Raw genomic sequence first — 24,458 nt, 5'->3', positions numbered from 1 at the left:
CGCGATGCCGTTCTTTGGTTCAGCGGTCGTACGGGAACGATCGGCCGGCGGGATTCGGTGCCCCGCGCCGGGGGCGGGCGGGTCCGGCCCCCGCGGACGGGTGCCAGCCGCCCACGCGGGCCGGCCGATCCCGTCGGCGCGGGCCACCGGCGCTGCTCACCAGGCGACGGGCAGCTCGTAGACGCCGTAGACGGCCATGTCGTCGCGGAAGGGGATCTCCGACAGCGACCGGTCCAGTCGCAGTCCCGGGAAGCGGCGGAGCAGGGCGGGATAGGCGATCTGCAGTTCCAGCCGCGCGAGGTTCTGGCCGAGGCACTGGTGCGGGCCGGAACCGAAGGCGAGGTGCCGCCTGGCCTGGCGGTCGATGTCGAGCCGGTCGGGATCCTCGAAGATCTCCGGGTCCCGGTTGGCGACGTCGTTGGCGAGGATCACTCCCTCGCCCGCGTGGATGGTGTGCCCGTCCAGCTCGATGTCGGCCAGGGCGACGCGCCGCCGTCCCGAGTGCACGATGGTCAGATAGCGCAGCAGTTCCTCCACCGCTCCGGCCACCCGGTCGGGGCCCGCGTCCCGGACCGCGGCGAGCTGGTCGGGATGCTGCAACAGGGCGCAGGTGCCCAGCGCGATCATGTTGGCCGTCGTCTCGTGGCCCGCGACCAGCAGCAGCCGCGCCTGCTTGGCGCACTCGTCGCGGTCGCTGATGCCGGTGCGCAGATACTGCACGGCGATCCGGCTGAGCAGGTCGGTGCCGGGATTCTTCTCCTTCGCCTCCACCAGGTCGCCGAGGTAGTCGACCATCTCCTGGGAGGCGGCCAGGGCCGCTTGCGGACTGCTCCGGGTGTCGATCATGACGGCGCTGGCCCGCTGGAAGAATTCGTGGTCCTCGTAGGGGACGCCGAGGAGTTCGCAGATGACCAGTGACGGGAGCGGCAGCGCGAACGCCGAGACCAGGTCGGCCGGCGGCCCGGCCTTCTCCATCGCGTCCAGCAGTTCGGCGACGATCGCCTCGATGCGCGGCCGCAGGGCCGCGACGCGCTTGACCGAGAAGTCGCCGGTGAACCTGCGGCGCTGTTCACTGTGTTCGGGCTCGTCCATGGTCAGGAACGTCTGGTTGTGCAGGCGGGTGGCCTCCGCGGCGGGACTGATGCTCGGGTAGCCGGAGTTGCGGTTGTCGGCACTGATCCGCTGGTCGCGCAGGAGCGCGACCTGGTCCGTGTGCCGGGTCACCAGCCAGGCCGTCGCACCGTTCCACAGGCTGGTACGGGAGACCGGCTCCTCCTTGAGCAGCCGTGACCGGTTGGGGGGCGGGTCGAAGGGGCAGCCTGACGCGCGGCGTTCGGTATAGGCGTTGGGGGCGGTGGGCGTCTCGGTCATGTGATTCCCTCCTCGGTGTGGCGACGAGCGGTTGCTCGCGGCGAACGACTCGATGGCGAGCGGTGTTCAGCACCTCCTGGCGGGTGTCAGGACAGCGTGATCGCCGCCGCGGGGCAGACCTGGGCCGCCTCCTCGACGGCCGCGTGCATCTCGTCGGCCGGCTCGGCCTCTAGGAGCACCACGACTCCGTCCTCGTCCCGCTGGTCGAAGACCTGCGGGGCGACCAGCACGCACTGGCCTGCTGCGCAGCACTTCGCACCGTCCACGGCGACCTTCACGGTGATCTCCTCCAAATCGATGCACAATGCATTACTTAACGAAAGTAACTCGACGCCGGGGACGTTACAACCACACGCCCCGGCCAGGCACCGGGCGTTTCCGGACATCCGTCGGCGAGGCGCGAGAGCGAATGTTTCCGGACATTCGCAAGCGGCAACCGGGACGGAACATCGCGCACCGTGGCGATAGACGACGGGACTCCGGTCGGCACCGGCGCGCCACCGCCCCTCCCCCACCCGCGCGGGACGTGGGTGGGGATGCCGACAGCGAGGGGCGCCGGTCTCGGTCCCGGGAGCTCCGATGCCGAATGCCGGGCCCCGGATCGGGTGCCGTGCGGCATCATCTGAACGTGGAGCCCTCGAAAACCACCGACACGACGCCTCTCGACGACCTGTACGCCGCCTTGGCCACGCTGGCGTACACGATGACCGGAAATCGTGCTCATGCCCGGCTGCGCCGACAGGCAGGCGTTCCGGTCGACCGGGCATCCCTGGCCGTACTGCGGGTGCTGGCGGCCTCGCCGTCGCCGCTGCGTCTGGGCGAACTCGCCGACGCGCTCATGGTGAAGGCCCCGCACATCACCAGGGAGGTCCGCAGGCTGGAGGAACAGGGCCTGGTCGCCACCGTCCGTGAGCCGGGCGACCAGCGCGCCCGGCTCGCGGAGGCCACCGCGGAGGGCCGAGAAGCGGTCGTCCGCATCCAGGCGGCGGGCGAGCAGTGGCTCGCCGAGGCGCTGAAGGACTTCTCCGGGGAGGAACTGCGCAGCGCGGCGGCCGTGATCCGCACCATCGCCGACTTCGTCCACACCTCCTAAGCGATCGGATCCGACACCCCGACGATCGAGTCCGACGCAGGTCAGGTCAGGTCAGGCCAGATGATGGTCCGGGACCGCGCGCCGCCGGGCCGGAACCACGTCATTCGGCAGCGCGCGCCGCAGCCGGTTCTCCACCCCGCCCGGTCCCGGACGATTCCGGACGATCCGCCATCGACCGATCACGCAAAGCGAGCGGAGGAAGCCGCCGGGGGACGTTCGCACGCGGCCCGGAGTCCGCCGCGGGATGTCCACCGCGTCGACCTGCCCGTACCCGCAGGATGATGGGGAGGGATGGCCGGATTGATGGCATCCGCTTCACCGACGGCCACCGCCCCAGGCAGGGAGGTCCCGCACATGTTGTTCCGGCAGCTGGAGTACTTCGTGGCAGTGGCCCGGGAGAAACACTTCGCACGGGCCGCCGAGGCTTGCTACGTGTCCCAGCCCGCGCTGTCGGCGGCCATCGCCAAGCTGGAGCGGGAACTGAACGTCACCCTGATCAACCGTGGCCACAACTACCAGGGCCTGACCCCGGAAGGGGAGCGGCTGGTGGTCTGGGCCAAGCGGATCCTCGCCGAGCACGACGCGTTCAAGGCGGAGGTGGCCGCCGTCCAGTCGGGGGTCACGGGGACGCTGCGGCTGGGCACCGAGCCCACCTCGTCGACCACCGTGGCGCTGCCCGTGGCGGCCTTCTGCGCCGCGCACCCACTGGCCAAGGTGCACATCTGCTCCCGGCTGCCGAGCACCGACCTGGCCCGGCTGCTGCGGGAGTTCGAGCTGGACGCGGCGATCGGGCCGTTCCCGCCCGGGGAACGGGAAGGTCTGCTGACCGTACCGCTGTACGAGGAACGCTATGTGCTGCTGGCCCCCGAGGACCGGCTGAAACCCGACATCCGCACGATGACCTGGGCGGAGGCGGCGCAGTTGCCGCTCGCGCTGCTCACGGAGGACATGAAGATCCGCCAGGTCATCGACGGCGCGCTGGCGAGCAGCGGGGTGGAGGTCACCGCCCAGGTGGAGACGGACTCGGTCGCCTCCTTGTACGCGCACGTGGGCGGTGGGGACTGGGCGAGCATCGTGCCGCACACCTGGCTGCGCGCGATGCCGGTGACCGGCCGGACGCGGGCCGTGCGGCTGGTCGAGCCGGAGACCAGAGCGGAGGTCCTGGTGGGGATCAATGCGGCGGCCCCCGGGTCTCCGATCGCCCGGGCGTTCGTGAACGTGGCGACCCGCCTGTCGCTCGACGACTTCTTCGACCGGCCGCTGACCGGCGAGGACCGCCTCGGGTGAAGCGGGCGCGCGCGGGGCGTCGGCCCGCGTACCGGGACACGTGTCAGTGCGCGTACCGGTTCACCAGGGCCCGGCGGTCCAGTCCGCCCTTGGGGGTGTGCGGGAGTTCGGCGACGATCTGCAACCGTTCGGGCATCTCGAAGGGAGCCAGCCGGGCACGGCACTGGTCCAGGATCCGGTCCGGCTCGGTGTTCTCGCCCTCGCGGAGCACGACGGCGGCGCCGACCCGCTGGCCGTAGGTGGCGTCGGCGACAGGGAACACGGCCGCTTCGGCGACACCCGGGCATCCGGCGAGGGCGTCCTCGACGCGCTCCGGCGAGATCTTCTCACCGCCGCGGTTGATGAGGTTCTTGATGCGCCCGGTGAGGTACAGACAGCCGTCCGGATCGAGCAGGCCCAGGTCGCCGGTGCGGAACCAGCCGTCGGCGAAGCTGTGCGCGGTCTCGGCGGGGTTGGCGAGGTAACCGCGCGCGACGGGCGGGCCGCTCACCCACACCTCGCCCGGCTCGCCGGGCGGACACGGGTGTCCGTCCGTGTCGACGATCCGCAGGTCCGCCTCGGTCGCCGTACCGACCGATCCGCCCTTGCGGTGACCGTGCCGCGGCAGTGGCTCACTGGTCGTCTGGTGCGTGGACTCGGTCATTCCGTACGCGCTCAGCACCGGCGCGCCGAGCAGGTCCTCCAGCGCCCGTGCGGTGGCCGCGGGGAGCGGGGCACTGCAACTGCGCGCGAACCTCAGCGGCTGCGCCCGCCGGCCCGGGTACTCCTGGGCCGCCCGCGCCAGCAGGATCTGGTGGATGGTCGGAACCGCCGTGTACCAGGTGGCGCGCGCGGCCCGCATGTCGTCCCAGAACGTGTGGGCCGAGAACCGGCCGCGTGCGGGCAGCAGGACCCGTCCGCCGCCCGCGAGGGAGGCCAGGAGCGCCGCGAACAGCCCGTGACCGTGGAACAGCGGCATCACCGCCACCGTCCCGTCGGCCTGGTCCAGCTCATACGTCGTACAGACGCCGGTCACGCCGGCGACGACGTTGGCGTGGGTGAGCGGCACCATCTTCGCCCGGTCGGTGGTACCGGCGGTGAACAGGACGAGGGTGTCGTGGCCGGTGAGTTCCGTGGACGCTCCCTCGCCGCGCGGTGCCGGCCGCTCGGCGGCGTCCAGGGTCACTGTGGCGGTCCCGGACGGCAGGACCCGGACGCGCACCGGCCAGGCGGGCACCCGTGTCTCCCGCGGTCCGTCGGGGGCGGCGGGTCCGGTGAGGAGCGCCCGTGCGCCCAGCGCGGCCAGCCGCGCGGCCTTCTCCGGCCCGGGAAGCGCCGGATCCAGCGGGCTGGTCACCAGCCCGGCCCGCGCGGCGCCCAGCAGCGCGACGACGAATTCGACGGTGTTGGCGCAGACCAGGCCCACCGGGTCCCCGGGCCGCAGCCCCGTGTCGGCGAGCCGCGCGGCCATGTCGGCGGCCAGGCCGTCGAGCACGGCGTAGGACAGCTGGACGTGGTCCGCGGTGACGATCAGCGCCGGTGCGCCGGGCCGGTCCCGGACGGATCCGGCGATCAGATCGGTCAGCCCGGTGATCGCGGGGGGCCGGTAGAGGGCCGTGGTAGCTGCGGATGCCGTGGCTGACGAGGCCATGGCCATCACCTCCTGGCTCCCGGTCACGGGGGGACGTCGCGGTGGGCCGTGCGGCCACGTCCGCACCTGCGGGACCCGGCCTCCGCTGAAGACACGGCCTCACGCCGAGCCTGCGCCAGGCGGGTGCCGCGGGTCCAATACGCAGGGGCGAACGACTGACACACGGCGCTTATCGATCCAGCGTGGCGCGGGTGCGCGGGATGCTCCGGGATTTATTGACAGCTCTCGCTTATCAACCGGTCACCTACAGGTCTTGGACACGACTGCATGACCTGCCGAACAGTGGGGCAAAACGGACGAAACCGGCACAAGGAGTACCGACCCCGCATCTTATGAGGAGTCTCGACATGACCACCGCCCCCGCACCGCACACCCAGCAGACCTCCGACCGTGCCCCGGAACAGCTCACCGACGGCAACCACCTGGTCGTTGACGCGCTCCTGCGCCACGACATCAAGACCATGTACGGGGTAGTCGGCATCCCGGTCACGGACCTCGCCCGCATCGCCCAGGCGTCGGGGATCCGGTTCATCGGCTTCCGTCACGAGAGCGACGCCGGGCACGCGGCGGCGGCGGCCGGATTCCTGACCGGCAAGCCGGGGGTGTGCCTGACCGTCTCCGGCCCGGGATTCCTCAACGGGCTCGTCGCGCTCGCCAACGCCACCACCAACTGCTTCCCGGTGGTGCAGATCTCCGGGTCCAGCGAGCGCGGCATCATCGACCTGCGGCGCGGCGACTACGAGGAGATCGACCAGTTGGCCACGGCCCGGCCGCTGGTCAAGGCGGCGTACCGGATCGACCGGGCCGAGGACATCGGGCGCGGGCTGGCCCGTGCGATCCGCACGGCGGTCTCCGGACGTCCCGGAGGGGTGTACCTCGACCTTCCGGCCGCGGTGCTCGGTGAGGTCATCGACGCGCGCAAGGCCGCCGAGTCGCTCCCCCGGATCGTCGACCCGGCGCCGCGCCAGCTCCCGCCGGTCAGCGCCGTGGATCGCGCGATCGATCTGCTCGCGAACGCCGAACGGCCGCTGGTGGTGCTCGGCAAGGGCGCCGCGTACGCGCAGGCGGACGAGGCGATCCGGGAATTCGTCGAGCGCAACGGCCTGCCGTTCCTGCCGATGTCGATGGCCAAGGGCCTGCTTCCCGACGACCACCCGCAGTCGGTGGCCACCGCCCGGTCGCTCGCCCTGCGCGAGGCCGACGTCGTCCTGCTCGTCGGCGCGCGCCTGAACTGGCTCCTCGGCCACGGCGAACCGCCGCAGTGGAGCCCGGACGTCCAGTTCATCCAGATCGACATCGATCCCACCGAACTGGACGGCAACCAGCCCATCGCCGCCCCTCTCGTCGGAGACGCGGCTTCGGTGATGGAGCTGCTGGTCGAGCGGACCAAGCCGGGTCAGATCACGGTCCCTCAGGCGTGGCGGACACAGCTCGCGGCGCGCTCGGCGCAGAACGTGACCAAGATGTCCGGCCGCATCGAGGCGGCCGGGACCGCGCAGCCGATGAAGTTCCTGGGCGCGTTGCAGGCGATCCGCGAGGTGCTGCGGGACCATCCCCGTGCCTACGTCGTCAACGAGGGTGCCAACGCGCTCGACATCGCCCGCAACGTGCTCGACATGCAGGTGCCGCGTCACCGGCTGGACTGCGGCACCTGGGGGATCATGGGCATCGGCATGGGATACGCCATCGCCGCGGCCGTCGAGACCGGTGATCCGGTCGTGGCCGTCGAGGGCGACAGCGCCTTCGGCTTCAGCGGCATGGAGCTGGAGACCGCCTGCCGCTACGGCCTGCCCATCGTCACCGTCATCCTCAACAACAGCGGTGTCTACCGCGGCGACGACGTCTCCACCACGTCGGACCCCGCGCCCACCGCGCTGCGGGCCCGGTACCACCTGATGATCGACGCCTTCGGCGGCCGGGGCTACCGGGCGACGACCCCCGCGGAGGTCTCCCGCGCGCTGCGCGAAGCCCTCGCCTCCGGCCGACCGGCCCTCATCGACTGCGTGATCGACCCCACGGACGGCACCGAGAGCGGCCACCTGACCAACCTGAACCCCAAGGGAATCGACAGCACGGCCCGGCCGGCGGCCTGACACCAGGACCCGCGCACGCCCCGCCGAGCGGACCGCACCAGAAAGGGAATCCGTCATGACCGAACTGCCACTGACCGGAATCAAAGTGATCGACTTCACCGGCGTGCAAGCGGGCCCGGCCTGCACCCAGATGCTCGCCTGGTTCGGCGCCGACGTCCTGAAGGTCGAGCGCATCACGGGCGGCGACGTGACGCGCCACCAACTGCGCGACATACCCGACGTCGACGCGCTGTACTTCACCATGCTGAACAGCAACAAGCGCTCCCTGGCCATCAACACCCGCACGCCGGAGGGGAAGGAGGTCATGGAGAAGCTGATCCGCGAGGCCGACGTGCTGGTGGAGAACTTCGCGCCGGGCGCCATGGACCGCATGGGCCTGTCCTGGGAGCACATCCACGAGCTCAACCCCCGCCTGATCTTCGGCTCGGTCAAGGGGTTCAACGAGGACTCGCCGTGGAACGACCTCAAGGTCTACGAGAACGTGGCCCAGTGCGCCGGCGGAGCCGCCTCCACCACCGGTTTCTGGGACGGCCCGCCGACCGTCAGCGCGGCCGCCCTCGGTGACAGCAACACCGGCATGCACCTGCTGATCGGTGTCCTCACCGCGCTCATCTCCCGCGCCCGGACCGGAGAGGGCCAGAAGGTGTCGGTGTCCATGCAGGACGCCGTCCTCAACCTGCTGCGGGTCAAGCTCCGTGACCAGCAGCGCCTCGCCCACGTCGGTTTCCTGGACGAGTACCCGCAGTACCCGAACGGCGAGTTCGGCGACACCGTCCCGCGGGGCGGCAACGCGGGCGGCGGCGGCCAGCCCGGCTGGGTGCTGAAGTGCAAGGGGTGGCAGACCGACCCCAACGCGTACATCTACTTCACCATCCAGGAGCAGAACTGGACGCGGACCGCCGAGATCGTCGGCCACCCCGAGTGGGCCGACGACCCGGACTACAGCACCCCGGAGGCCCGTCAGCTGCGGATCTTCGACATCTTCGCGGAGATCGAGAAGTGGCTGGCCGACAAGACCAAGTACGAGGCGGTCGACATCCTGCGGAAGGCGGAGGTGCCCTGTGCTCCCGTGCTCAGCATGAAGGAGATCGCCGAGGACCCCGCGCTGCGCAAGAGCGGCACCGTGGTGGAAGTGGAACAGAAGGAACGCGGGACCTACCTGACGGTCGGCAGCCCGGTCAAGTTCTCCGGCTTCACCCCCGACATCACGGGCGCCCCGCTGCTCGGCGAGCACACGGACGAGGTCCTGGCGTCCCTCGGCTACGACGCGGACACCATCGCCGCGATGCACTCCGACCAGGTGGTCGCGTGAACCTGCCCGAGCCGCCCGGCCGCGGCGGGACCACGGGCCGGGGGCTCGACACCTCGGCCCGGCACGCCGGGAGTTCAGGGGCGCCGCGAGGCACGTCGCGGAGTCCGAGGGTGCGCCAGGGTCGGTCCGGCTGACGGTGACCACGGTGGCGCACCGGTGCGGCTGGTCGTCGGCCGGCGCGTTCATCGATGTCTTCCGGCGCGCCTTCGGCCACACGCCGGGCGCCCATCCGACGGACCGACGGGCCGGGCGGGCCCCGCACCCGCCGGCCGGACCGACGGCCGGAGCGGCCGGGACGTCGCCCGGGTCCGGCTCGCGGGAGGCAGTAGGGTCCGTCCGGGAGGGATCAAGTGGCACGTAAGCGCGTTCTGTTGCTGGACGCCGCGCCCGGTCGGCTGCTCGACCGGGAGCTGGAACGTCTGCTCGGCCACGGACTGGCCGTCACACTGAACCTTCGGAGAGTGGCCGACCGGGCTGCGGCGCGGGCGGCCTGGGACGGCCGGGTGGAGTTCACCGACTTCGACGCCTTCGACGAGCCGGCCCTGATCGCGCAGACCGTCCGGGACGGGCTCGGACACCACGCGGTCAAGTCGCGTGCGGGGGTGCCGCTGCGTGCCGCGTTCCTCGCCGCGGCGACCGACCCCGCGCTCGTGGGCCGGCTGCGGGTGGTGGGCCGGGCCGGAGCGGGCACCGACCATGTCGAACTGGCGGCCGCCGCCCGGCACGAAGTGGCCGTCACCCACACCCCCGGCTCCAACGCGCAGGCGGTCGCGGAGTTCGCCCTGGCGCAGCTGCTCGCCCTGGTCCGCGGCCTTCCGGCCCACCACGAGGCCGCACACCGAGGCCGCTGGAGCACACCGGCCCCCGCGGTGGAACTGCCCGAACTGACCCTGGGCATCGTCGGACTGGGCCGGACCGGCATGGCACTGGCCGACCGGGCGAGGGCACTGGGCATGCCCGTGCAGGGGCTGTCGCGGCGACCGCACGAGACCTCCGTGCCCCGGGCCGCGTCCCTCGACACCCTGCTGGCCACGAGCGACGTGGTCTCCCTGCACGTGCCGCTGACCGCGCAGACCCGCGGCCTGATCGGCCGTGCGGAGCTGGCGAGGATGCGGCCGGGGGCGATCCTGCTGAACACCGCCCGGGGCGGGATCGTCGACGAGCAGGCGCTGGCCGACGCGCTGCGCGATCCGGCGCATCCGCTCGCCGCGGCTGCCGTCGACACCTTCGTCCACGAGCACGCCGCCTTCGCCTCGCCGCTGTGCGGTTCGCCGAACGCCCTGCTGACCCCGCATGTCGCCGGCATGACGCGCGGCGCCATGGCGACCGCCGCGATCCGCTGCGCCGACCACATCGCGGCCCTCCTCGACGGCCGCCCGGACGGGGTGCCCGTGGTGACCGTCTGACCATGCGCCGGTCGCCTTCCGGTCCGCGCCGACGGCTCGGAACCGTACCCGCCGGACCGGCGCGCACCCGGCACACGCGCGGCACCTGGCGCGCGGCGTCAGCCGAGGACGTGCCGCAGTCGATCGCAGATCCGCTCGACCTCCGCGGCCTCGGGGAAACACCCTGCCGCGCCCATGGCCGTCTGCAGCGCGGGACCGAAGGCTTCGAACCGGGCCAGGTGTTCGCGCCCGACGGGTTGCACGACGAAGTGGATGTGGCCGGGAACCCCGCCGGCATGCGACCACAGGCACACGTACACCTGCTCGGGCGCCGTCACCTCGGTGACGGCGGCGCTCACCCGCCGCAACAGCGGCCCGAGTTCGGCGGACTCCCGCGCGGTCAACTCGGCGACGTGCACGACATGACGGACCGGCTTGACCACGACGGTGCCCAGGCCCAGCGGCCCGACACAGTGCTCGACGGCCCAGAACCGGGTGCGCAGCACGTTTCCCCCGGGCAGCGGCACCCTGTCCGCCATGAGGTCACACGCCAGGCACCCACCGCTGTCGACGTCCCCACCCACCGCTGCTCCCTGTTCCCGGACGGCGGCCGTCCCGTCGGGCGGGAACTCGGAGCCGTGTCCGTGGTCTACTGCCAGTCATGCCCTTGCTGTTGCTGGACCTGGACAACACCCTGGTGGACCGCGACGCCGCCTTCCGCGGCGCCGTCGCCGACTTCTTCACCGAGCACGGGCTGCCCGTCTCGGACCTCCCCTGGGTGATGGGCGTCGACGCCGGCGGTTATACCCCACGTCCCGATGTCGCCGCAGCCCTCGTCGGCCGATACGGCGACATCGTGCCCACCGCCGCCGTCCGTGCCCTCCTCGACACCGGCTCCGCCGCTCGCGTCGTCCTGGCCGATGCCACCCGCCGAGCGCTGGACGAGGCCGGGGCCGACGGCTGGACCTGCGTCATCGTCACCAACGGCCGCACCGCACAGCAGGAAACGAAGATCCGTAACACCGGACTCGACGCGTTGGTCCACGGATGGGTCGTCTCCGAGAGCGTCGGCCACAAGAAGCCGGAGTCCGAGATCTTTCACGCGGCGGCGGCAGTGGCGGGCATCCCCCTGTCCGGGGCGTGGGTCATCGGTGATTCAGCGCACGCCGACATCGCGGGGGCGGACGCGCTCGGCCTGCGCAGCGTCTGGGTGTCCGCCGGCAGGCCCTGGCCCCCGCAGCCCTTCGCACCCACCCACGTCGCCCACGACGTCGCCTCGGCGATCCGGCACGCCCTCGGGAGCCCGTGACCGGGCGCCACCCCACCGTCGGGGCGGTCGCATCCGGCGCCCTTGACAGGCGCACCGGCCGACGACGTACGTTGAGGCTGCTGCTCGACGTATGTCGAGCCTGCGGCTTCCGGACGGGTGGAGGACTTCGATGCGGCGACCTGGCGTGGCACCGCAGGGTGTCCGCACGGGCATGCGTCTGATCACCCGGCGGCACGTCGACTACTGCCGTACGTCCTCCGCGGTCTGTCCTTCCGTACACGTCTGACCCGGCCGGCCCGCCTCGCCGGCCGGCCCGTCGTGGCCTCGCGGCCGTCCTGCCCCGTGTTCCCGGAAGGATCAACCATGTCCGGTTCCGCCCTGCGCCTCGCCGTCGAAGCCGACGGCGAAGGCGCCCATCCCGCGGCCTGGCGCCGCGCCGCGCACTCCCCCGACCAGCTCCTCACCCCGCGCCGGGTGGCCCACGTCGCCGCCATGGCCGAGAACGCCGGGTTCACCCTCGTCACCCTGGACGACGGCGTGCTGCCGCCGGATGCCGCACCGAACCCGGTGGGACGCATCGGCGCGGTGGAGCGCGCGGCGTTCGTCGCCGCGTCCACGAGCACCATCGGTATCGCCCCGGTCGTACCGGTCACGTACGCCGAACCCTTCCACGTCGCCGGTCAGCTGGCGTCCCTGGACCACATCTCGGCGGGCCGGGCCGGGTGGGTGGTGGCGGAAGAGGACCGTCCGGAGGCGGCCCGCGTCTGGGGGCGTCCCTTGGTCGCCGACGCCGTCGCGCGGGCTCGGGAGTCCCGCGACGGCGTGGAGGTGGCCCGTGCCCTGTGGGACTCGTGGGAGGACGACGCGGTCATCCGGTCCGTGGCCACCAGCCGCTACCTCGACCGCGACCGCCTCCACTACATCGACTTCACCGGGGAGACGTACGCGGTCAAGGGCCCGGCGATCGTGCCGCGCCCGCCCCAGGGACAGCTCGTCGTCCTGGGCCGGCCGGACACGGTTCCCGCCGACCGGCTCGACGTCGCCCTGGTCGCGGGCCGTGACCTCACGACGGTCGCCACCTCCGCCGCTGCCGCCGGCGCTCCCCTCGCCTTCGCCGAGGTCGAGGTCGCCCTGGACACCCCGGACGCGACCGGCGCGCAGCGCCTGGCGGACCTGGAACGGCACGCGCCGTGGCCCGACCTCGGACGGCTGCGTCTGACCGGCTCCGCCGCTTCGCTGGTGGCGCTGCTGGCGGAGTTGCGCGCATTCGTCGACGGTGTACGGCTGCATCCGCTGGTACTGGACGAGGACCTTCCCGTCCTCTCCCGCCAGGTCCTGCCCGCACTCGTCGAACGGCGCCTCCTCGTCCGCCCGCTGCCCGGTACGACCCTGCGCTCGGCGCTGGGTCTGCGGCGCCCCGCCAACCGTTTCGCCGCCGCGGCCGTCCGGGAGGAGACCCGATGACCCGCACCGACCCCCTCGACGTCCCCCGGCCGCACGCGCAGCTCCACCTCGGTGTGTTCTTCCAGGGCGTCAACCACTGGACCATCTGGTCCGCTCCCGAGAGCGGCTCCCAGATCGACCCGGCCTCCTTCCTCCGGGTCGCCCGGACGGCCGAGCGGGGCCTGTTCGACGCGTTCTTCCTCGGTGAGGGACTGCGTCTGCGGGAGGTGGACGGCCGTATCCACGACCTCGACGTGGCCGGACGGCCGGACGCCATCACCCAGCTCGCCGCGCTGGCCGCGGCCACCCGCAGGATCGGCCTGGTCAGCACCTCCAACTCGACCTTCAACGAACCCGCCGATCTCGCCCGTCGCCTCTCCGGCCTCGACCTGCTGTCCGAGGGCCGGGCCGGCTGGAACGTGGTGACCACGGACAACGCCTGGACCGGTGCGAACTTCCGCCGTGGCGGCTACCTCGACCACGCGGACCGTTACCGGCGTGCCGAGGAGTTCCTCACCGTGGCCCGCGCCCTCTGGGACGGCTGGGACGACGGGGCCGTCGCCGGTTCCACGGGCGCCCCCGCGTGGTCGTCGCCGGCCGCCGTGCGCCGGGTGCGGCACCGTGGAGCGCAGTTCGACGTCGACCTCGTACCGACCCTGCCGCGCAGCGCCCAGGGGCATCCCGTCGTCTTCCAGGCCGGTGATTCCGCCGAGGGACGTGACTTCGCCGCCCGCAACGCCGATGTCATCTTCTCCGCCCACGGCACGGACTTCGACGACGCGCTCGGCTTCGCCGAGGACATCCGGCGCCGGCTGCGGGCCGCCGGGCGGCCCGACGACGACCTGCGCATACTGCCCGGCACCGAGATCGTGCTGGGCACCACCGAGGAAGAGGCCCGGGAGAAGAAGCGCTGGATCCGGTTGCAGCAGGTCACGCCCGCCACCGCGCTGGGGATCGCCGGACTGCTGTGGGGCCTCGACCTGTCCGGCCGCGACGCCGACGGACCGCTGCCGAAGGAGGATCCGGTCGTCGCCGAGAACGACGGCTCCTTCGGCGCGCGACGCGTCGCCGACCCGCGGACGGTCGTGGCCGAGTGGCGTGCGAAGGCCGAGGCGCGCGGTTGGTCGCTGCGGGAGACGGTCATCGAACTCGGCCCGCAGCGCGGCCACGTCGGCACCCCGTCCGGCCTCGCCGACAAGTTCGCCCACTTCGTGCGGCACGGTGCGCTCGACGGCTTCAACGTCACGCCGTACCTGATCCCGGACGGTCTCGACGACATCGTCGACCTGCTCGTGCCGGAACTACAGGAACGCGGCGTCTACCGCACCGAGTACACGGGTACGACGCTGCGCTCCCACCTCGGACTGCGCGCACCCCTCACCCATCGGGCCGCAGTCGGCCGGCGGCAGGCGGGCTGACCGGCTGACCACCGGCTGACGGGCCGGAGCCGGGACGGACCTGGGCACCCGGTCGGTCGGAGGACCGCCGGGAGAGGACCCGGCTCCAGCCCGTCAGCACGCCACGGCTCCGGCCCGTCCGCCCGTCCGCACGCCACGGACAGGTCATGGGCGCCGCCGGTCCGCGCGGGCCCGGGGCCGCGGGCGACGGCCTGTCGACCGTCACCGCGCCGCTTCCGCGCGCCGCTGCCCCGGTGCTTCCCGGGGTCCGGGAACCGCTGGGTTCGGCACGGGCGCGCTCGCGGGTGACAATGGGGGGCACCGGACCGGGTGAGGTGAGGGCATGCCCGCATGGCATCTGCGTGACTATCACGACGACGATCTCGACCAGGCCGTCCAGATCTGGGACCAGAGCCGCCGGGCCGGCGAGGACCGGGTGTTCCCGGTCTCCGAGGTGATGGCCGCGGCCAAGACCAGCCAGACGGCGGTGGTCGCGGAGGTCGGCAACGAGCTGGTGGGCCTGGCCGTGGCGCAGGCGCACGACAAGCGGGCGTGGATCCTCCTGGTGGCGCTCGCCGCCCACTGGCGCGAACGGGGCATCGGCAGCGCGCTCCTCACCGAGCTGGAACGGCGCCTGCGGGCGCTGGGCGTCCGCCACGTCGGCGCCCTGCTGCCCGCGCACGCGGCCGGGTCGAAGGCGCTGGAGAACTCCGGCTACCAGTCCCGCGACGACCTGATCTTCTACGAGAAGATCGAACCGCCCGGCACCGCCAATTCCGACGTCATCGCGGCGCTGGGCGGCCGTATGCTGCCCGCGGGTCTGTGGAACGCCATGGCCGGGATGGAACGGGAGAAGCAGGTCGTCGAGCGCCGCGTCGTGCTCCCGCTGACCGAGCCGGCGCTGGCCGACCGCTACGGAGTCGTCCCGCCCAAGGCGGTCATCCTGTTCGGGCCGCCCGGCACCGGTAAGACCAGCTTCGCCAAGGCGGTGGCCTCGCGGCTCGGCTGGCCGTTCGTGGAACTGTTCCCGTCCCGGCTCGCGGCCGACACGAGCGAGGGACTCGCCGCGGCGCTGCGGGAGGTCTTCGCGGACCTGGCGGAACTCGACTCGGTGCTTCTCTTCATCGACGAGGTCGAGGAGATCGCCGGCGTGCGGTCCGGGAAGGCGGTGGATCCGGGGCACGGGGTGACCAACGAACTGCTCAAACTCATCCCCGTCTTCCGCGAGCACGACGAACGGCTGCTGGTCTGCACCACCAACTCCGTACGCTCGCTCGACCCGGCTTTCCTACGACCGGGCCGGTTCGACTACGTCATCCCGATCGGCCCGCCGGACCGTGCCGCGCGGGCGGCCATCTGGAACCGCTATCTGGGCGACTCCGGTGGCACGGTGGACGTGCCCCGGCTGGTCGAGGCCAGTGAGCTGTTCACGCCCGCGGACATCGAATTCGCCGCCCGCAAGGGCGCGCAGGCCGCGTTCGAGCGCGAGGTCATCGACCCTCAGGGCCGCCCCGCCACCACCGAGGACTACCTGACCGCCATCGCCGACACCCGGCCGACGCTCACCGCGCGGGCGGTGCAGGAGTTCACCGAGGACATCGAGCAGTACAGCCGCCTGTGACACCCGCCCGTGCCCGCGCCGGCCACGCCGAGTGGCACCCCCTTCTCCGGCTGGACGGCGCCGTGGGCCCTAGCTGCCCGAGCACGAGCTGCGCGCGCTGGGTGAGGCCGTACGCTCGGCACTGCCCCATCGTCCGGCACACGGTCCGCGCGACCCGCCATCCCTCCCTGACCACCGGCGGGGCGGCTTCCTGACCCGCACGCCGTGATCTTCGGTGCGTGGCCGGTCACCCGCTACGCGGACGCACGGACGCCGCTCGCCGATCCACGCATCAGCCCGGACAGCGCCCACCCGCACTTCTCACACACCGGCGCGGGCCAGAAGGAGCGCCGGACGCCGGCGCGGACCTCCCTCTCGATGGACGGCTCGCGTGCACGGCGGCCGGCGCCAGGGGCCCTGGAGGACATCGGGATCGGCGGGGTGACCATCGCGGCCGGCGAGGTTCGACCGGCGCGAGGAGGCTGCGACCGCCTCGCCGCCGCTCCCGCAACCCCGGCCACCTGACCAACCGGGCACACCGCGGGGCCGGACGTCAGCACCCCCCGGGCCACATCGCGTCGGCTGTCGGCGAGGCTCGATGAAGCGCGCCGGCTCGGGCCGGCTGTCGGCCGGGCGCTCCCCGCTACGCGCCGGCCCGAATTCAGCTGTCGGCCAGGCGCTCCATGATGCGGGCCGCCTCGGCGAGTGTCCGGCGTTCGGCGGGCGAGAGGTGCCGCTCGATCGCCCCTTCGAGCCATGCCTCGCGCACGGCGGGAATGGCGGCGAGGAGTTCGCGGCCCGCGTCCGTGATCGAGATGAGCGTCTTGCGCCCGTCGTCGGGGTCCGGTCCGCGGACGACCAAACCTTCGCGGACCAGTGCGGCGACCGTCTCGGCCATCGACTGCGGCCGGACGTGCTCGGCCGCGGCGAGCACGCTGGCCGTCGTGGGCCCTTCGTCGGCGACACGACCGAGCGTGGTGATCTGCGACCAGGTCCAGCGCCTGTCGGTGGGCGCGGACTCGGTCCGTAGTCGCGCCCGCAGCCGCACCATCGCGTGCGGAAGCAGGCGCGCCACATCGCGGGGGAGCGGGGCTGTCATGAGTGGGCACTTTATGTCCCGCCTCGGGAGATTGCCAGTCTGCCTGTATTATTAGACAGGCAGGCTGTGCAGTTTTCCTGTGCATCACTGCGCGGGTGTGGACCAGAAACACCCGCGCAACGGCATCCACCGGCGAGCGGTCGGCAGGTGCGACCCCGAAGCCCGTCGGACGCGAGACCACCTGCCCCGCCGTCCGACGGCGCGACGGGACGGCCGACCCGGCACGGCGTGGTCATCCGGGACCGGCACCGCCGCCCCCGGCCGTCGAACGGCCGGCGCACAGCCCTGGTCCGGAGAGGAAAGGAAGAACGATGACGTCGCCCCAGGCAACGCCCCCCGACGCGCACCGCGAGACCGACAGCGCGGCCGGATCCACCGCCGACCGCCGGCGGAGAGCGTTCTCGTGGCGGTTCGTCACCCCGCTGTACCTGAGTTCGGCGCTCAACCCGATCAACAGCTCGCTCATCGCCACCGCACTGGTGCCCATCGCCCACGCGATGGGCGTGGCGGTCGGAGCGACCGCGGTCCTGATATCCGCGCTCTACCTCGCCAGCTCCATCGCCCAGCCCACCGCCGGCAAGCTCGCCGAGCAACTCGGCCCGCGCAGGGTCTTCCTCGCGGGCATGGTGCTGATTCTCATCGGCGGCGTCATAGGCGGCTTCGGGCAGAACATGGCGACGTTGACGGTCGCGCGCGTCCTGATCGGGACGGGCACCTCGGCCGGCTATCCGGCTGCGATGGTGCTCATCCGCCGCCGGTCGGTCTGGGCCGGGATGAGCGAGCCACCCGGCCAGGTGCTCGGCGGCCTGTCCATCGCCGGTACGGTCACGGTCGCGGTCGGCCCGCCGCTCGGCGGTGTGCTGGTCGCCGCCTTCAGCTGGCACGCGGCCTTCCTCGTCAACCTACCCGTCACCGTCGTCGCCCTGCTGCTGACGGTGCTGTGGGTCCCCCGGGACGCACCACTGCAACGCCGCCCGCTGCGGGAGGTCGCCGCCCGCGTCGATGTCAGCGGCATCCTCCTGTTCGGCGGCACCCTGAGCGCCCTGCTGGTGTTCCTGCTGTCGTTGCCCGACCCGGACTGGATTCCCCTCGCGGTCTCGGTCGCGCTGGGCGCGGTGCTCGTGCTGTGGGAACTGCGGGCGGCCACGCCCTTCATCGACATGCGCCTGCTCGTCTCGAACCTGGCGCTGACCCGCACCTACCTGCGCGGCGCACTGACCCTGTTGGCGTTCTACACCGTGCTCTACGGCCTCACCCAGTGGCTGGAGGCCGCCCATGGCCTGTCGACCCAGGAGGCGGGGCTCGTCCTGCTGCCCATGGGCATCATCGCCGCGATCGTGTCGCGGCCGATCTCGGCCCGCAACCTCGTCCGGGGCCCGCTGGTCGTCGGCGCCGCGAGTTTCGTCCTGGCCGCGGCCGCCGTGACGCTGTTCAGCTCGGAAACACCCGTCCTGGCCATCGTCGGCGTCACGCTGCTGTTCGCGATCACGCTGGGCACGACCACCGTGAGCAACCAGACCGCCCTCTACACCCAGGCGCCCGCCGACCAGGTGGGCACCGCGGCCGGGCTGTTCCGGACCTTCAGCTACTTCGGTTCCATCGCCTCGTCCACCATCACCGGCATCGTCTTCCGGCGCAGCGTCACCGACTCGGGCCTGCACCTGGTCGCAGCGATCCTCGTCGGCGTCAGCGTCGCGGTCCTGGCCCTGACCCTGCTCGACCGCACCCTCAGGACACCCGGGCCCCCCTCGGCGCTCGACGAGAACGGACCAGCCCACTGACGACCACCGACGCACGGCACGTCGGTCACGGCCCGCCGCCCCCACGGGACAACACCGGTGTGCCGTCCGCAGGGCCTGCGGTGGTCCGCCCACGGCACGTCCGCCGGGCCCGTCCACCGGGTCCGTGCGTCCGGCCGCCGTTCGCCCGGTCCCCGGATCCGGGGAAGGACCGGATCCGGCGCAACCGTCCCGGGCGAGCGCCGTTGTGCCGGGCATGAAGATCCGCACACGAACCGGACTGCTCCTGGGTTGCGGCCTCGCCGCGGCCGGCGCCGCCGTCGCCCCCGCGGTCGTGGCCGCCGACGCCCCCGCGGCCACCCGGGACGCCTATGTCGAGACCACGTTGCTGTTCGGGACCGAACGGCCCGACGGCGGCGCGGCGGTGACCGAACCGGAGTTCCAACGATTCCTCGACACCCAGGTCACGCCGCGCTTCCCGGACGGACTGACCGTGGACCAGACCCGCGGGCAGTACCGGGACCGGCACGGTGTGATCGAGAAGGAGCGCTCCTACCAGGTGATCGTCCTCTACCCCGCCGAGACCGCGGCGTCCGCAGGCACGAAGCTCGACCACATCCGACGGCTGTACACGGCCGCCTTCCAGCAGGAATCCGTCGGCCGTGTGGACGAGGACGTCCATGCCTCTTTCGAGTGACGGCGTCCCGGGCTGACCGCCCGCTGCCGGCTCGGCGTCACGCGCGGCCGGACAGCCCGAGGAGAAGCCGTCCCGGAGCGGTGACGCGGGCCCGCACCGGTCGGACGTACCAAGCGCTCATGTCCCCGGCCGAACGTGCCGATTAGTCCATCGGGCGGACCGCACCGGCGACGAAAACCGGTCCGCGCGGTCCGCCCGTGCTTCCATCGCACCAGGAGGCATGCGACATGGCTGACGAGCGACCACGAGAGCCCCGTTCCCGACTTCCCAGGTCCCGGTACCCGGTGCCGGGCGCGGTCGGCCCGGCGCCCGGTCCGACCCGGGTGCCGGCCGGCGCCGATACCGACAGCCGCCACGCGTCCCGCCGGATCCCGCGCCCCTTCGTCCCCGCTCACCACCCCGCCCGGCACTGCCTCGGCCGTCGGGGAACACGCCACCGACTCCCTCTGATGTGCCCCTAGCCACCGTCGACGACCGGGGCCGGCTCATGACCGCACCGCGGCGAGGCGAACTCGTCGAAGCGCACCGGTGCGGGACGGGCGGCCCCCGTCCCTTCCCCGTCCGTTCCTGGGCCGCGGGCGGCGCCGGCCGGGCCCGCCGCGGGCCTCCCCCAGGCCGTGGACCTCACCAACGTCGTACCACTTGCGAGGAGCTTCCCCGATGACCGGGAACGATGAGACAGCCACCTGCCCGTTCGACTACAGCGAAGCCCTGGACTTCGACCCCGTGCTCGGGGAGCTGATGGATCGCGCCGCGCCCGTGCGCATCCGGCTCCCCTACGGCGATGGCGACGCCTGGCTGATCACCGGGTTCGACGGTGTCAAGCAGGTCACCACCGACCAGCGATTCAGCCGGGCGGGCATCGTCGGCCGCGACTACCCCCGGATGACGCCGGAGCCCATCATCTCGCCCGAGTCGATCAACGTGATGGACCCGCCGCAGAGCAGCCGGGTCCGCCACCTCGCCTCCCAGGCGTTCACTCCGCAGCAGGTGGAGAAGATGCGGCCCCGGATCGTCCGGCTCGCGGATCTCCTCCTGGACGACATGGAGAACCAGGGGCCGCCGGCCGACCTGGCCAAGCACCTTTCCGACCCGCTCCCCCAGCACACCGTGCTGGACCTCCTCGGCATCGAACGGGCGGAATGGCCCCGGATCCAGAAGTCCGTGCACCAACTGCTCGTCGTCGGCGAGGGCAACAAGGAGGCCGCCGCCAACGCCAAGGCCGAGCTGACGGCCTACTTCGCCGAACTCGTCAGGCAGCGCCGGACGACACCCGGCACGGACATCATCAGTCTGATGGCCGCGGCGCGGGAGGAGGGCGAGGAGCAGCTCGACGACAGGGAACTGGCGGTCATGACGCTGGTGCTGGCGCTCAGCGGCCAGGACACGGCCACCTGCCAGATCAGCGACATCACCTATCTGCTCCTGACCCGCCCGGAACTCATGGAACACGTCAGGAGCCGGCCCGAGAAGCTGACCGACACCCTGCACGAACTGCTCCGTTACATCCCGTTCCGCAAGGGCGTCGGGATCCCCCGGGTGGCACTCGAAGACGTGGAGCTGGACGGCGCGCAGATCCGCGCGGGCGACTACGTCCACGTGTCGTACCTGACGGCCAACCGCGAGCCGGAGCGCTACCCGAAGCCGCACGAGATCGACGTCGAACGGCCGAACGCGCCGCACATGACGTTCGGTTGGGGCGGCCACCGGTGCATCGCGATGCCGCTGGCGATGGCAGAGCTGGAAGTGGCCATCGGGCGGCTCGTCGAACGTTTCCCCCGGGGGCGGGGGGGGGTGGCGCGGGCGGTGGGGCGGTGGGACACGGCCACTATCGGGGGGTTCCGGGTGGAAGGGCGGGTGACCTGTTTGGAGCGCCGGCCCGGCCGCGGTGACCGGGGGCGGGGACGGCACGGGTGCCTCGCGGCCGCCCCTCCGCGGGCGGGACGTGTCCCGTCCCGCCCGCGGAGCGCGGCGGCCGGCGCGGACTCACCACCGACCTGGTTCGAACCTCGCCTCGTCCGGGCTGTCCGTGGGCCACGCGGGCACCGTCACCGCCACCACCCGCAGTTCCTGCTCCCCCGCGCGGAACTGGAACGTCGTACCGAGCGGGATGGTCAGGCACACCCCCGGTTCCAGCGCCGTCACCTCCTCCCGGCCGTCCTGGCTGCGCCACATCTCCCCCGCGCCCGAGGTGACGTACCAGATCTCCTGCACGGTGGCGTGCGACACCGCCTTCGCGGTCTGCCCGGGGGCAAGTTCGAACTGGGCGAAGCTCGCCGTCCCGGGAAGCACGCACAGCGGCCGTACCCTCGAACCGTCCGGTGCGGTGACCTCGGGAGCCTGGTCGAGCTGAAGTGTCGTGAAGCGTTCGGTCATGACGCCAACGATAAGGACCACGCCGGCCGGTACCGTGACCGCATGCAACTCACCGGCGAGATAACCGCTGACCGTCCCCTGCTCGTCCTCGCGGTCAAGGAAGAGGCCCAGCACCTCGACACGTCCCTGCCCGTCCTGCTGACCGGGATGGGCAAGGTCAACGCCGCGACGGCGCTCGCCACGGCACTCGCCCGCGGCCCGCTGCCGTCCGAGGTCGTCAATCTCGGTACCGCGGGCGCCCTGCGCTCCGGCTGGACCGGAACCCATGTCATCGGGACGGTCATCCAACACGACCTGGACAGCCGCGTCCTGCACACCCTCACCGGCGAGAGCTACGGAACACCCCTGACGGTGGGCGACCCGAACGGCCCCACCCTGGCCACGGGGGACTCGTTCATCGACGACGAGCACGCCCGGACGCGACTGGCGGCGCAGGCATCCCTGGTCGACATGGAGGGGTACGCGCTGGCGGCGGCCGCGCACCGGGCCGGTGTGCCGCTGCGCATCGTCAAGCACGTCAGCGACGACGCCGGCGAGGGGGCCGCCAGGACCTGGCGGGAAACCGTCGCGGAGTGCGCCCGCGTCCTCGCGGACTGGGCGTCCCGCAACATCCCCGCCCACCACTGAGTACGCCCGACCGCCTGGCCCCAGTACATCCGGCCGGCCGGGCGCCAGGCGACGCACGGTCCCGTCGCAACCCAACCCGTGAGCCGTACATGCGCTGTTGGGGCGCCGGCCGCCCGTCGGCCACCTCTTCTTGATCTTCCGAAACGATCGTCCCCCTGTTCGTCGGACCGGCAGGGAGTTCGTATGACATCACCGTCGTCCGCCCGCGTCAGATCCGGCGGTCCGAGCCGCCCCGTCCTGGCCGGGCGGCCCGCACGCCGCTTGACCTTGTCGCAACGACAAGGTTTCTACTGGTGTCATGCGAATCGGAGAGCTCGCCGACCTCGTCGGCGTCACCACCCGCGCGGTGCGGCACTACCACCGCATCGGACTGCTGCCGGAGCCGTCACGGCAGCCCAACGGATACCGCGAGTACTCTCTGCGCGACGCCGTCGAACTGGCTCGCGTCCGCCGGCTGACCGAGCTGGGCCTGAGCCTGGACGAGGTCAAGAACGTCCTGGCGGACGACGCGGGCCGGGACCTCATCGAGATCGTGGCCGAGCTGGACGCCGACCTGGCCCGTCAGGAGGAGGCCATCCGGCAGCGCCGGGCCCGCCTCGGCCAGTTGCTGGCGCAGGCCGAGCGGACCGGGCGGCTGCCCGCCGACGCCCCCGTCTCCCCCGAACTCACCGCTCTCTTCGACGTCATGGCGCGGGCTTCGGCGCAGGTCCCCGGGCCGGAGCCGCTGTCGGCCGCCCGGGAGCGGGAACTGCTCGCCCTGCTGGAGACCGCCTCGCCGGGCATCGACCGGGGCTGGTTCGACGCCCTGGTGCACAGCCTCAGCGCCGACCCGGACGCCATGCGGCGGGCCTACGCCGTCTACGCCCTGCTGGACGAGCTGGCCGGGGCCGCCGAGGACGACCCGCGGGTGGCGCGGACCGGCCGGGCCATCGCCGACGCCATTCCCGACGAGGCGGTACGGGCCATGAACCTCCCCGAGGACGGCGACGTGGCCGAGCCCGGCGGTTTCGCCCACGCCTTCTTCGCCGACTTCGCTCCCGCCCAGGCCGCGGCTCTGCGCCGCGGGATCGAACTGCTGCGGGAGCGTGCCGGATGAGGGGGCCGAGAAGGGTGGTGCGTTGGTCCGTCGCCGCACTCGTGCCCGGGGAGGCGGTGCTCGTCCTGTGCGTGGCCGGCGGCGTGCGGATACCGTCGGCCGTCCGCCTGGCGGTGGAGTCGGCGGCGCTCGCCGTGCTGGCGGCGACGGTCGCGCTGATCCGGCTCGACCACCGACGGCACCGCCGGGACGGTCTCGACCGGCGCTCCGCCTTCCGCGCCGCGGTCGGCGACACCGTCCCGGCGACGGTGCGCAGGCTGACCGCGCACGAGGTCTTCCTCTCCACCAGTCTCCTGCGCTGGGTGTTCCGGCGCGGCCCGCACGGTGTGCGCGAGGGCGACCTGCCCGTCCCCTACGCCGCGGGCCAGACGGCGATGATGTACGGCTTCTTCTTCGTCTGCGTCGTCGAGACCGTGGCCCTCGCCCTCCTGATCCCGTGGCCGGTGGTGCACGCCGTCACGCTCGTGCTGGACCTCTGGGGCTGCTACTTCGTCGTCGCCCTGCACGCGTCCTGCGTGGTGCGTCCGCATGTGATCGGGGCGGACGGTTCGCTGCGGCTGCGCTACGGCGCCCTGCTGGACGTCCGGATCCCGGCCGACCGTATCGCCGCCGTCCGGCTGGACCGGAAGTTCCCGCAGAGCAGGGCGGGCGCCGTGGACGGGAACGGTGTCGCCGAGCTGGCCGTGGGCGGGCAGACGACGATCACCGTCGAACTCACCGAGCCGGTGCGGTACGTGCGTGCCCTGGGCAAACCCGCCGCGGCCCGTGCCTTCCGCTTCTACGCCGACGACTGCGGGCCCGCCGTGGCCGCCCTGAGAGCGGGCGGCCCGTCGGCCGGCGCGGTCCGGGTCCCGGTGGCCGACGGCGGCGGACCGAACGCCCGGGGGACGGGCGACAACGGTCTCCGCCGGTGAGGGTGCGGGCCCCGGCCGGGTGACGCGGC

General features: G+C 72.5%; 21 protein-coding genes and 2 pseudogenes. 17 read left to right on the top strand and 6 right to left on the bottom strand.

What is annotated here, in order from left to right; all coding sequences use genetic code 11:
• Positions 1–156: 156 nt before the first annotated feature.
• Together ACFC09_RS07060 and ACFC09_RS07055 are read right to left on the bottom strand one after the other, a co-directional pair.
• Positions 157–1,371 carry a cytochrome P450 gene (locus ACFC09_RS07060; protein WP_376524588.1) on the bottom strand — a complete coding sequence of 405 codons (1,215 nt, stop codon included), beginning with the start codon at positions 1,369–1,371 and terminating at the stop codon, positions 157–159.
• Between the two features lie 86 nt (positions 1,372–1,457).
• The gene (locus ACFC09_RS07055; protein ID WP_376524729.1) at positions 1,458–1,649 is read right to left on the bottom strand and encodes a ferredoxin; all 192 of its coding nucleotides are present in this window, start codon (positions 1,647–1,649) and stop codon (positions 1,458–1,460) included.
• A 350-nt stretch (positions 1,650–1,999) separates the two neighbouring features.
• Here ACFC09_RS07055 and ACFC09_RS07050 point away from each other — a divergent pair, with 350 nt between their 5' ends.
• Positions 2,000–2,464 (top strand): MarR family winged helix-turn-helix transcriptional regulator, encoded by a 465-nt coding sequence (locus tag ACFC09_RS07050; RefSeq protein WP_376524586.1) that lies wholly within the window; start codon positions 2,000–2,002, stop codon positions 2,462–2,464.
• A 354-nt stretch (positions 2,465–2,818) separates the two neighbouring features.
• The gene (locus tag ACFC09_RS07045) at positions 2,819–3,751 is read left to right on the top strand and encodes a LysR family transcriptional regulator (protein WP_376524585.1); all 933 of its coding nucleotides are present in this window, start codon (positions 2,819–2,821) and stop codon (positions 3,749–3,751) included.
• Positions 3,752–3,794: 43 nt separating this feature from the next.
• On the opposite strand, the gene ACFC09_RS07040 is transcribed toward ACFC09_RS07045, so the two are convergent.
• Entirely contained in the window at positions 3,795–5,381 is a 1,587-nt protein-coding gene (locus tag ACFC09_RS07040) for a FadD7 family fatty acid--CoA ligase (protein WP_376524583.1), read from the bottom strand.
• A gap of 347 nt (positions 5,382–5,728) precedes the next feature.
• On the opposite strand from ACFC09_RS07040, the gene oxc reads away from it, so the two are divergent.
• The 4 genes and pseudogenes from oxc (at position 5,729) to ACFC09_RS07020 (ending at position 10,192) form a co-directional block, all read left to right on the top strand.
• Entirely contained in the window at positions 5,729–7,474 is a 1,746-nt protein-coding gene (oxc, locus tag ACFC09_RS07035) for an oxalyl-CoA decarboxylase (protein ID WP_376524582.1), read from the top strand.
• 55 nt (positions 7,475–7,529) lie between these two features.
• Positions 7,530–8,786 (top strand): formyl-CoA transferase, encoded by a 1,257-nt coding sequence (gene frc, locus ACFC09_RS07030; RefSeq protein ID WP_376524580.1) that lies wholly within the window; start codon positions 7,530–7,532, stop codon positions 8,784–8,786.
• 130 nt (positions 8,787–8,916) lie between these two features.
• Positions 8,917–9,147 (top strand): annotated as a pseudogene (locus ACFC09_RS07025) (hypothetical protein); the annotation flags it as partial.
• The gene (locus ACFC09_RS07020; RefSeq protein ID WP_376524578.1) at positions 9,137–10,192 is read left to right on the top strand and encodes an NAD(P)-dependent oxidoreductase; all 1,056 of its coding nucleotides are present in this window, start codon (positions 9,137–9,139) and stop codon (positions 10,190–10,192) included. The pseudogene ACFC09_RS07025 and the gene ACFC09_RS07020, both read left to right, overlap by 11 nt.
• A gap of 98 nt (positions 10,193–10,290) precedes the next feature.
• Here ACFC09_RS07020 and ACFC09_RS07015 read toward each other — a convergent pair whose 3' ends face one another.
• Positions 10,291–10,710 (bottom strand): hypothetical protein, encoded by a 420-nt coding sequence (locus tag ACFC09_RS07015; RefSeq protein ID WP_376524577.1) that lies wholly within the window; start codon positions 10,708–10,710, stop codon positions 10,291–10,293.
• A gap of 122 nt (positions 10,711–10,832) precedes the next feature.
• Between ACFC09_RS07015 and ACFC09_RS07010 the strand changes: the two genes are divergently transcribed.
• The 5 genes from ACFC09_RS07010 to ACFC09_RS06990 all read left to right on the top strand — a co-directional run bounded on the left by ACFC09_RS07010 (position 10,833) and on the right by ACFC09_RS06990 (position 16,406).
• Positions 10,833–11,480: an HAD family hydrolase gene (locus ACFC09_RS07010; protein WP_376524575.1), complete on the top strand. Its 648-nt coding sequence runs from the start codon at positions 10,833–10,835 to the stop codon at positions 11,478–11,480.
• Positions 11,481–11,804: 324 nt separating this feature from the next.
• A complete protein-coding gene (locus ACFC09_RS07005) occupies positions 11,805–12,905 on the top strand; it encodes an LLM class flavin-dependent oxidoreductase (protein ID WP_376524574.1) in 1,101 nt (366 codons plus the stop codon).
• Positions 12,902–14,302 carry an NtaA/DmoA family FMN-dependent monooxygenase gene (locus ACFC09_RS07000; RefSeq protein WP_376524573.1) on the top strand — a complete coding sequence of 467 codons (1,401 nt, stop codon included), beginning with the start codon at positions 12,902–12,904 and terminating at the stop codon, positions 14,300–14,302. The genes ACFC09_RS07005 and ACFC09_RS07000 overlap by 4 nt, the downstream gene beginning before the upstream one ends.
• Before the next feature lie 322 nt (positions 14,303–14,624).
• Entirely contained in the window at positions 14,625–15,902 is a 1,278-nt protein-coding gene (locus ACFC09_RS06995) for an ATP-binding protein (protein WP_376524571.1), read from the top strand.
• Between the two features lie 204 nt (positions 15,903–16,106).
• Positions 16,107–16,406 (top strand): hypothetical protein, encoded by a 300-nt coding sequence (locus ACFC09_RS06990; RefSeq protein WP_376524569.1) that lies wholly within the window; start codon positions 16,107–16,109, stop codon positions 16,404–16,406.
• Between the two features lie 136 nt (positions 16,407–16,542).
• On the opposite strand, the gene ACFC09_RS06985 is transcribed toward ACFC09_RS06990, so the two are convergent.
• On the bottom strand, positions 16,543–16,980 hold the full coding sequence (locus ACFC09_RS06985; protein WP_376524568.1) for a MarR family winged helix-turn-helix transcriptional regulator: 438 nt from the start codon (positions 16,978–16,980) through the stop codon (positions 16,543–16,545).
• Between the two features lie 311 nt (positions 16,981–17,291).
• Between ACFC09_RS06985 and ACFC09_RS06980 the strand changes: the two genes are divergently transcribed.
• From ACFC09_RS06980 to ACFC09_RS06970, 3 genes and pseudogenes are all read left to right on the top strand, one after another.
• A complete protein-coding gene (locus ACFC09_RS06980; protein ID WP_376524566.1) occupies positions 17,292–18,761 on the top strand; it encodes an MFS transporter in 1,470 nt (489 codons plus the stop codon).
• A gap of 214 nt (positions 18,762–18,975) precedes the next feature.
• Positions 18,976–19,416, top strand: a complete 441-nt coding sequence (locus ACFC09_RS06975; protein ID WP_376524565.1) for a DUF3574 domain-containing protein — start codon at positions 18,976–18,978, stop codon at positions 19,414–19,416.
• A gap of 660 nt (positions 19,417–20,076) precedes the next feature.
• Positions 20,077–21,267, top strand: a pseudogene (locus tag ACFC09_RS06970) (cytochrome P450); the annotation flags it as partial.
• Between the two features lie 135 nt (positions 21,268–21,402).
• On the opposite strand, the gene ACFC09_RS06965 reads toward ACFC09_RS06970, so the two are convergent.
• Positions 21,403–21,792 (bottom strand): cupin domain-containing protein, encoded by a 390-nt coding sequence (locus ACFC09_RS06965; RefSeq protein WP_376524728.1) that lies wholly within the window; start codon positions 21,790–21,792, stop codon positions 21,403–21,405.
• Between the two features lie 42 nt (positions 21,793–21,834).
• On the opposite strand from ACFC09_RS06965, the gene ACFC09_RS06960 reads away from it, so the two are divergent.
• From ACFC09_RS06960 to ACFC09_RS06950, 3 genes are all read left to right on the top strand, one after another.
• Positions 21,835–22,419 (top strand): nucleosidase, encoded by a 585-nt coding sequence (locus ACFC09_RS06960; protein WP_376524726.1) that lies wholly within the window; start codon positions 21,835–21,837, stop codon positions 22,417–22,419.
• Between the two features lie 298 nt (positions 22,420–22,717).
• A complete protein-coding gene (locus tag ACFC09_RS06955) occupies positions 22,718–23,515 on the top strand; it encodes a MerR family transcriptional regulator (protein WP_376524564.1) in 798 nt (265 codons plus the stop codon).
• A gap of 14 nt (positions 23,516–23,529) precedes the next feature.
• Positions 23,530–24,429 carry a hypothetical protein gene (locus ACFC09_RS06950; RefSeq protein WP_376524562.1) on the top strand — a complete coding sequence of 300 codons (900 nt, stop codon included), beginning with the start codon at positions 23,530–23,532 and terminating at the stop codon, positions 24,427–24,429.
• The last annotated feature ends 29 nt before the right edge of the window (positions 24,430–24,458 follow it).

The sequence above is a fragment of the Streptomyces sp. NPDC056161 genome, assembly GCF_042268025.1.
Classification (GTDB): Bacteria; Actinomycetota; Actinomycetes; order Streptomycetales; family Streptomycetaceae; genus Streptomyces.
This window is presented reverse-complemented; position numbering and strand designations above follow the sequence as displayed.

Excerpts from the sequence above, each read along its gene's own strand:
- ACFC09_RS07060 (WP_376524588.1), bottom strand. The coding sequence starts at position 1,371 with ATGACCGAGACGCCCACCGCCCCCAACGCCTATACCGAACGCCGCGCG.
- ACFC09_RS07045 (WP_376524585.1), top strand. The coding sequence starts at position 2,819 with ATGTTGTTCCGGCAGCTGGAGTACTTCGTGGCAGTGGCCCGGGAGAAA.
- ACFC09_RS07040 (WP_376524583.1), bottom strand. The coding sequence starts at position 5,381 with ATGGCCTCGTCAGCCACGGCATCCGCAGCTACCACGGCCCTCTACCGG.
- oxc (WP_376524582.1), top strand. The coding sequence starts at position 5,729 with ATGACCACCGCCCCCGCACCGCACACCCAGCAGACCTCCGACCGTGCC.
- frc (WP_376524580.1), top strand. The coding sequence starts at position 7,530 with ATGACCGAACTGCCACTGACCGGAATCAAAGTGATCGACTTCACCGGC.
- ACFC09_RS07015 (WP_376524577.1), bottom strand. The coding sequence starts at position 10,710 with ATGGCGGACAGGGTGCCGCTGCCCGGGGGAAACGTGCTGCGCACCCGG.
- ACFC09_RS07010 (WP_376524575.1), top strand. The coding sequence starts at position 10,833 with ATGCCCTTGCTGTTGCTGGACCTGGACAACACCCTGGTGGACCGCGAC.
- ACFC09_RS07005 (WP_376524574.1), top strand. The coding sequence starts at position 11,805 with ATGTCCGGTTCCGCCCTGCGCCTCGCCGTCGAAGCCGACGGCGAAGGC.
- ACFC09_RS07000 (WP_376524573.1), top strand. The coding sequence starts at position 12,902 with ATGACCCGCACCGACCCCCTCGACGTCCCCCGGCCGCACGCGCAGCTC.
- ACFC09_RS06995 (WP_376524571.1), top strand. The coding sequence starts at position 14,625 with ATGCCCGCATGGCATCTGCGTGACTATCACGACGACGATCTCGACCAG.
- ACFC09_RS06985 (WP_376524568.1), bottom strand. The coding sequence starts at position 16,980 with ATGACAGCCCCGCTCCCCCGCGATGTGGCGCGCCTGCTTCCGCACGCG.
- ACFC09_RS06980 (WP_376524566.1), top strand. The coding sequence starts at position 17,292 with ATGACGTCGCCCCAGGCAACGCCCCCCGACGCGCACCGCGAGACCGAC.
- ACFC09_RS06975 (WP_376524565.1), top strand. The coding sequence starts at position 18,976 with ATGAAGATCCGCACACGAACCGGACTGCTCCTGGGTTGCGGCCTCGCC.
- ACFC09_RS06965 (WP_376524728.1), bottom strand. The coding sequence starts at position 21,792 with ATGACCGAACGCTTCACGACACTTCAGCTCGACCAGGCTCCCGAGGTC.
- ACFC09_RS06960 (WP_376524726.1), top strand. The coding sequence starts at position 21,835 with ATGCAACTCACCGGCGAGATAACCGCTGACCGTCCCCTGCTCGTCCTC.
- ACFC09_RS06955 (WP_376524564.1), top strand. The coding sequence starts at position 22,718 with ATGCGAATCGGAGAGCTCGCCGACCTCGTCGGCGTCACCACCCGCGCG.